Source organism: Novosphingobium sp. FG90 (genome assembly GCF_057808725.1).
In genome coordinates this window covers 1-5,573 of the sequence record NZ_JBMDIO010000073.1, presented here as the reverse complement: position 1 = coordinate 5,573, position 5,573 = coordinate 1, and the positions used below count along the sequence as shown (strand labels likewise).

At 62.4% G+C, this 5,573-nt stretch carries 9 protein-coding genes; 3 read left to right on the top strand and 6 right to left on the bottom strand.

Annotation, left to right across the window (positions count from 1 at the left end):
* Positions 1 to 158: 158 nt before the first annotated feature.
* Genes ACODRZ_RS26235 through ACODRZ_RS26225 form a run of 3 tightly spaced genes read right to left on the bottom strand, consistent with a single transcriptional unit; the run spans position 159 to position 1,299 of the window.
* Positions 159 to 290: a hypothetical protein gene (locus ACODRZ_RS26235; protein WP_488973136.1), complete on the bottom strand. Its 132-nt coding sequence runs from the start codon at positions 288 to 290 to the stop codon at positions 159 to 161.
* Between the two features lie 5 nt (positions 291 to 295).
* Positions 296 to 697, bottom strand: coding sequence for a hypothetical protein (locus ACODRZ_RS26230; protein ID WP_488973135.1), 402 nt, complete (start codon positions 695 to 697; stop codon positions 296 to 298).
* 35 nt (positions 698 to 732) lie between these two features.
* Positions 733 to 1,299 carry a helix-turn-helix domain-containing protein gene (locus ACODRZ_RS26225; protein WP_488973134.1) on the bottom strand — a complete coding sequence of 189 codons (567 nt, stop codon included), beginning with the start codon at positions 1,297 to 1,299 and terminating at the stop codon, positions 733 to 735.
* Between the two features lie 624 nt (positions 1,300 to 1,923).
* On the opposite strand from ACODRZ_RS26225, the gene ACODRZ_RS26220 reads away from it, so the two are divergent.
* Complete coding sequence (locus ACODRZ_RS26220; RefSeq protein ID WP_488973133.1) at positions 1,924 to 2,145, top strand: antitoxin MazE family protein; 222 nt, start codon at positions 1,924 to 1,926, stop codon at positions 2,143 to 2,145.
* Positions 2,142 to 2,462 (top strand): type II toxin-antitoxin system PemK/MazF family toxin, encoded by a 321-nt coding sequence (locus tag ACODRZ_RS26215; RefSeq protein ID WP_488973132.1) that lies wholly within the window; start codon positions 2,142 to 2,144, stop codon positions 2,460 to 2,462. Before ACODRZ_RS26220 ends, ACODRZ_RS26215 begins: the two co-directional genes overlap by 4 nt.
* A gap of 15 nt (positions 2,463 to 2,477) precedes the next feature.
* Here ACODRZ_RS26215 and ACODRZ_RS26210 read toward each other — a convergent pair whose 3' ends face one another.
* Together ACODRZ_RS26210 and ACODRZ_RS26205 are read right to left on the bottom strand one after the other, a co-directional pair.
* Positions 2,478 to 2,915 carry a hypothetical protein gene (locus ACODRZ_RS26210; RefSeq protein WP_488973131.1) on the bottom strand — a complete coding sequence of 146 codons (438 nt, stop codon included), beginning with the start codon at positions 2,913 to 2,915 and terminating at the stop codon, positions 2,478 to 2,480.
* A complete protein-coding gene (locus ACODRZ_RS26205; RefSeq protein WP_488973130.1) occupies positions 2,908 to 3,183 on the bottom strand; it encodes a mobilization protein in 276 nt (91 codons plus the stop codon). Before ACODRZ_RS26205 ends, ACODRZ_RS26210 begins: the two co-directional genes overlap by 8 nt.
* 146 nt (positions 3,184 to 3,329) lie before the next feature.
* Between ACODRZ_RS26205 and mobQ the strand changes: the two genes are divergently transcribed.
* The gene (gene mobQ / locus ACODRZ_RS26200; protein WP_488973129.1) at positions 3,330 to 4,562 is read left to right on the top strand and encodes a MobQ family relaxase; all 1,233 of its coding nucleotides are present in this window, start codon (positions 3,330 to 3,332) and stop codon (positions 4,560 to 4,562) included.
* Between the two features lie 131 nt (positions 4,563 to 4,693).
* Here the strand turns inward: mobQ and ACODRZ_RS26195 are convergent, their stop codons facing one another.
* The gene (locus ACODRZ_RS26195) at positions 4,694 to 5,464 is read right to left on the bottom strand and encodes an outer membrane beta-barrel protein (RefSeq protein ID WP_488973128.1); all 771 of its coding nucleotides are present in this window, start codon (positions 5,462 to 5,464) and stop codon (positions 4,694 to 4,696) included.
* Positions 5,465 to 5,573: the final 109 nt, after the last annotated feature.

Sequence of the window (5,573 nt, the reverse complement as noted above, 5' to 3'; positions counted from 1 at the left end):
GGGGGGGGGGGGGGTAACTGCAAAGCTAAAAAATGCAAGAAATATTTTGAGGACAATTGAGTTTTTTCTAAGATGTTGCGAAACCGCAACAATTTTCTCAATCAATTCATCACTATCCGCTAGGGCTGTCGCCCTGGCGGCATCGAGCCGGGGCGCTGTCAGGAAAGGCGCTGGGCTACTTCCCGGCGCACCTTTTCATCGCGGGCCATGAGCTGCGCGCCCGCCAGCATGAGGGCTTCTAAGCGGCAGATCGGCATGGAGGCGGGCGCGGGGGCCGTTTCCTTTTTCATGGTGTTCATCCTTCCTCGGATCGGCGGAACATGCGCGACCATAGCCCCCGGCGCGCTGCGGGTGGGACTGGCCGTTGATCGGTCAGGGCAAGCCGCTGCGCCTGCTCCCGCCAAGCGTTCCGTTCTTCACGCAGTTCGGCGTTGGCCTGCTCCACCATCTCAAGTTTCTGCTGCAACAGCCTGTTTTCAGCTTGTAAACTAGGGGTGTCACTACCTGTTAAGTGATCCTGTAAAGGTTGCTGCACATCGTTTACAGGGGGCCACACGCGGAACAGCTCGACAGGCTCAATACGCCATTCGCCGTTTTCTGATTTTTCGGCGGAAACTCGGCCCGTCTTGATCGCCTTCATAAGCGTTTGGCGGGTGACACCGACCTTTTCCGATGCTTCTCTTAGGGTGATACCCATGATGTCACTCGCTGTTAAATTGGCCTGTATAGTATCTATATATCGGTTGCATCGTCAGGGGGAGAGGCATCGGGAGCGCGGAGCTTGCTGCCTAGGCCGCTGACGAGCTGGGAAAGTTCTTCCTGCATCGCTGGATCGGGTTCCGGTTCATCCAGAGCAGGCAGGGCCGGTTCCATGCCATCGAAAAAGGGCTGGGATGGCGGGGGAAGCCCATCCCCTGCGGGCAACTGCTGTTCGCCGGGGAATAGGCGGGGCAGCTTCCGCAAGGGTTCCTGTTGCCCCAGCTCGCCCCGATCCGGCTGTTCGTCCTCGGCAAGGATCACTGTTGCGCTGAACAGCGAGTAGCGCAGGCTCTCGCGGGGGCCATGCCATGCCACTCGATCATTGACGACATAGGCGTTGACGGTGCCCCGGTCCCCAATCTGGCGGACTTCGATCCAGCGGCCTTCCACGAGGTCTTGAATCGCCCGCACAATGGTGCGCCGATTGCAGCCCATGAGCTTCGCTAGAACGGATTGGGAAGCCACTACCGCATTGTGCTGGCCGATCCGCGCAACGAGGATGTGCAGCAGCGCGGAGGCGCGTGGACTTTTCACCGACATGCGCGCCCATGCCTCATGGGTGGCCCGGTCTGTTTGAACCCATGTTCCGGTCGGGGAGGGAGCGGCGGGTAAGGTGCGCGTATCTGTCACAGGGGTGTGACTCCGGTGTCGAGAAATTGGACAAACACTGGTCGCAAAACGCGACTCATCTGTCAAGTTGTAGGACAGACCTGTGACTCCTAGGAGTCACAGGGGTGTGACTCCTAGGAGTCACACCCCCCCCCCATAAGTATTTGAAAAAAGAAGAGAAAAAATCTCGCCCTTCTAATGATCTAAAGGGGGTGCGAGCGCGGACCTAAGCGCTGGCGAAGCAGCCCCTTTAGATAGGAACAAAAAGTGAACAATGAGCGCCGCTAGTCGCGGCGCGCGTAGGTGCTTGCGGCACCCTCGCCGTTTCCCCTCCACGTCGCACCTAAACGAACGGCAGCGCCAATTAGCTTTGCAGGGGGTGCAGGAGGCAATTTCCGGCCCGTAGAGCGCAGGGAGGCGCTTGGGGGTAGTATGTGCCATCCAAGGGCTTGGCGTGGCCCTGACGGGCCACAGAGGGCGCTTTGCGATAAAACTTGCGGAGGATAGGCGCGAGGGGTATCATGTAACCACACATGAAACTTATTGGAATTTCACATGGGCGCGCTCAAGCAGAGAACTGACAAGGTAGACCGGCACCGCCAGCGTATGCGCGCTGCGGGCTTTCGGCCCGTGCAATTTTGGGTGCCAGATACCCGCGCCGCTGATTTTGCGGAGCGGGTGCGCCAACAGTGCCTGAAGCTGAAGGGCGATCCGGCAGAGCTGGACGCGCTGCGGTTTGCCGAAGCGGCAGCGGGGCAGGTCGAGGGTTGGCAGTGAAGCGAGGCGATATTGTCGCGGTTTCATTGCAGGGGGACTACGGCAAACCTCGCCCAGCCCTTATCGTGCAGTCGAATCTTTTGACCGAGCTGGAAAGCGTCGTGATCTGCCCGATCACCAGCGACGTGCGCGATGCCGCCTTTCGCATCACTGTTGACCCGGACAACGCCAATGGCCTGCGTGTGCTCTCGCAGGTGATGGTGGACAAGCTATCGACCTTGCCCCGCTCAAAAATCAGCGAACCTTTCGGGCGGCTTGACGATGAGCGGATGAAAGCGGTGGACCGTGCCTTGCTACTGGTCGTCGGGCTGATTTGATGGCTGTTCCCCCGGTCATTCCCTTGCCTGCAACGGCACCCAGTCGCCTTTGCACTTGCCTGTTTTGGCGTCCCATCGTGCGGTGCAGCCGTATAGCCGCTGCTCGATTTTCGGTTCCTGCGCCCAGCGGTAGGCGAGGGCCGCGGCGAAGATCAGCCCCAGCCCGATCAGGGCGGCGACCAGCCATTCCTTGAGGCGGTCCCACCATATCCCGGCGCTGGCCCGCTGGAGCTGCCCTGCGGCCCGTTGAAGATCATCGACCGCCGTTCCCATGCGCTGGCCCCATTCGGTGCGATGGCGGGCGTCCTGCTCGATCCGCTGGACGAGCGTGGCGGCTTGCTGCGCGACCCCATCGGCCCCGGCCTGCCGCATCGCATCGAGGAGGACGCGATAATCCGCGCCGGGGTCAGGGGGCGGGGTGTCGAACTCGGCGGGGTCGAACGGGTCAGCCATCGGCGGGGCCACCCTTGAAGGTCCACCCGTCGAACGCCTTGCGGTCCTGATCGCGGCTGATCCGGGCCATCAGCTCGGTGAGGCGGTTTTCCCATGCCGGGTCTTTCATCGCGGCATCGAGCAGCAGGCCGCCAAGGATGATCTTCCGGCGCGCATCGGCCTTGCGGTTGAGGGTGGCGGCGCGGGCTTCCAATGCCTGCAAGCGGGCCTTGGCCTGCTCGACCTTGCGGCGGGCGTTTTCGATAGCCTCTGGCGTTGGAGCGGCCATGCACAATCCTTTCACTGCGCGACCCTGATAGCACTGGACCCGACCGAACGAAAGAGAGGAAGGGCGCACTTATGCAAACTTGCGTTTGCGTGCGGGAGGGGATACCCCTCCACCCCAGCGGGCTATCGCCCGCGCCATGCTCCCGCATGGCAAGTAAGGGCGCGGCGATGGCGAGTTTCCATCTTGCGGTGAAGGCGATAGGCCGTTCCGCCGGTCGCAGCGCGACGGCGGCGGCGGCCTATCGTGCGGGCGTCGAAATCACGGACGAGCGCACCGGCCTCGTCCACGATTACACCCGCAAGCAGGGCGTCGAGCATAGCGCGCTTGTGCTGCCCGCCGATGCGCCGGCGTGGGCGGCCGACCGCGAGCGCCTATGGAACGCGGCCGAGCTGGCGGAGACGCGCAAGAACTCGACCGTCGCCCGCGAATATGAAATCGCGCTGCCCGCCGAGCTATCGCCCGATGCGCGCCGCGAGCTGGCGCTGGGCCTCGCCCGCGAAATCAGCGAGCGGCATGGGGTGGCGGTGGACGTGTCGATCCATGCACCTGGTCGAGAGGGCGACCAGCGCAACCACCATGCCCACCTGTTGACGACGACGCGCCGCCTAGGCCCGGAGGGGCTGGGGGAAAAGACCCGCGAGCTGGACCAGAAGCAGAGCGGGGAGGTCGAGCGATGGCGGGAGCGTTGGGCCGAGATGCAGAATCGGGCGCTGGAACTGGCGAATGTGCCGGATCGTGTCGATCATCGCAGCCATGAGCGCCGGGGGATCGAGCAGGAGCCGACCGCGCACATGGGGCCGAGCGCGACGGCGATAGAGCGCCGGGCCGAGCAGCAGGCCACGCGGGAAGGCCGGGATTATGAGCCGGTGACGGCGGTAGGCCAGCATAATGAGAGGGTGGGCCTGCGCCAGTATATCGAGCGCGGGACGGAATGGCTGCGGGCCGTAGGGCAGCGGGTGGCGGGCAGGCTGCACGATGTTGCGGCCAGCTTGAGCGGCGCGGTCGAGCGCGATCGGCGCGAGGCGGCGGAAGCGCAGCGCGCCCGTGAAGCGCAGGAGCGGCTTGCCGCCGATCGCGCCCGACAGGAGGCGCAGGAGCGCCAGCAGATGCGGGAACGGGAGCGGGTGGCCGAGAAGTTCAAGGCCATCGCCGGGAAGCGCGAGGCGGGCGCGCATGGCTATGGCGATCATAACAGCGACTGGAAGGCGACCCCGGAGGCGCTTCGCAAGGCGGTGGACGCCTATAACGGGGCGAACCAGCACACCAAGGATCTCTACATCGAGCAGATCCAGCGCGAACCGAAGATGGCCCGCGCCGTCGGCCAGCTCATCGGTGAGCGCGAGCTAATCCTGCAACGTGACAGGGGGATGAGCTTGTGAGGGCGCATATGCGACCGGATCGCATATGATCGGACCATATATACGAGTGTCCTGAAATCCGGGGCAGGCAAAGAAAAACCCTCCCGCGAGCAGGAGGGTTTCTCATTATCGCGATTTGAGAGGGTCGCGGATCAGAGCGTAAAGCGCAGACCGACTTGGAACAGCGAAGCCTTGGTCTTGCCGAGACGGTAATCCACGTCATCGTCACCAAAGTTCAGCTTGCCTTTGCTGGTCTGGCGGAAAGTGTAATCGGCAGTCAGATCGACGCCCTTCGTCACCTTCACGGCGGCACCAGCGCGGAGCTGCCATGCGAAGCGAACCGAGCCATCATCCTCGCCCAGCGCCTTGAGATGCGTGCCGACCGCGCCGAGGCCAGCGCCGACATAAGGCTTGAAGGTGTTGCCGCCGACCGGAATGTCATAGGTGACATTCGCCATCACGGCGAGCTGGCGCAGCTTGGCGACGGAGCCGCTGGTTGCGCTGATCGTGGTGCCGTTGATGTCCACGCCGTCCAAGTCGTCGGCGCTGATGATGTCGAGTTCGCCAAGGCCTTCCACAACGTCGGAAAGATCGTCAGCCGTGATCGCGGTGCCGTTCAGGCTCTTGAGCGTGATGCCCTTCACCTTGTTGCGCTGATAGGCCAATTCGAGGCCGACGCGGACGCCGCCGAAGTCATAGCCCAACTCGCCGCCGAAGGCCCATGCGGACTTGGTGTTGAGCTTCGTATCGAGGCGATTGTTCGGTTCGGAGAACGTGTCGATGATAGCGAAATCAGGATTGTTGAGATCAGCGACGCCGGTGCGAAGCTGGAAATACATGCCCTTGTCGGCTTCATCCTGCGCGAAAGCAGGCGTAGCAAGAGCAGCAGACGCAAGAACGGCACAAGTAATAATCTTCTTCATTTAGGAACCCCCCTAAGTAAACACGAAACATAACTAATTTTCGCGACCCTAGCGGGGGGGGGGGGGGGTAACTGCAAAGCTAAAAAATGCAAGAAATATTTTGAGGACA

Coding starts and splice junctions, on each gene's coding strand:
- ACODRZ_RS26235 (WP_488973136.1), bottom strand. CDS start 290: ATGAAAAAGGAAACGGCCCCCGCGCCCGCCTCCATGCCGATCTGCCGC.
- ACODRZ_RS26230 (WP_488973135.1), bottom strand. CDS start 697: ATGGGTATCACCCTAAGAGAAGCATCGGAAAAGGTCGGTGTCACCCGC.
- ACODRZ_RS26225 (WP_488973134.1), bottom strand. CDS start 1,299: ATGTCGGTGAAAAGTCCACGCGCCTCCGCGCTGCTGCACATCCTCGTT.
- ACODRZ_RS26220 (WP_488973133.1), top strand. CDS start 1,924: ATGGGCGCGCTCAAGCAGAGAACTGACAAGGTAGACCGGCACCGCCAG.
- ACODRZ_RS26210 (WP_488973131.1), bottom strand. CDS start 2,915: ATGGCTGACCCGTTCGACCCCGCCGAGTTCGACACCCCGCCCCCTGAC.
- ACODRZ_RS26205 (WP_488973130.1), bottom strand. CDS start 3,183: ATGGCCGCTCCAACGCCAGAGGCTATCGAAAACGCCCGCCGCAAGGTC.
- mobQ (WP_488973129.1), top strand. CDS start 3,330: ATGGCAAGTAAGGGCGCGGCGATGGCGAGTTTCCATCTTGCGGTGAAG.
- ACODRZ_RS26195 (WP_488973128.1), bottom strand. CDS start 5,464: ATGAAGAAGATTATTACTTGTGCCGTTCTTGCGTCTGCTGCTCTTGCT.